This window comes from Fructilactobacillus sp. X2R5C3, from assembly GCF_059901325.1.
This window is the reverse complement of the sequence record NZ_JBWXUY010000028.1, coordinates 1-263: the sequence shown is the minus strand read 5'-3', so window position 1 is coordinate 263 and position 263 is coordinate 1. Positions and strand designations below refer to the sequence as shown.

The following is a 263-nucleotide window of genomic DNA, read 5'->3' as shown; positions in this document are numbered from 1 at the left end:
ATGCAAAAGCATTCGGTATGACGATCCCGCTCGTAACGAAAGCGGATGGAACGAAATTCGGTAAAACGGAAGGCGGAGCGATTTGGCTTGACCCGGAAAAAACGACCCCGTATGAATTTTACCAATTCTGGATCAATACAGCCGATGCTGATGTTGTGAAATACCTTAAATTCTTCACTTTCCTATCTCGTGAGGTGATTGAAGAGTTAGAGCAATCCGTACAGTCCGAACCGCATTTGCGTAAAGCGCAAAAAGCTTTAGGG

The 263-nt window shown here is 45.2% G+C and carries 1 pseudogene; it reads left to right on the top strand.

The window, feature by feature from the left end:
- A pseudogene (locus tag AC6UDE_RS07030) lies at positions 1-263 on the top strand (tyrosine--tRNA ligase); the annotation flags it as partial.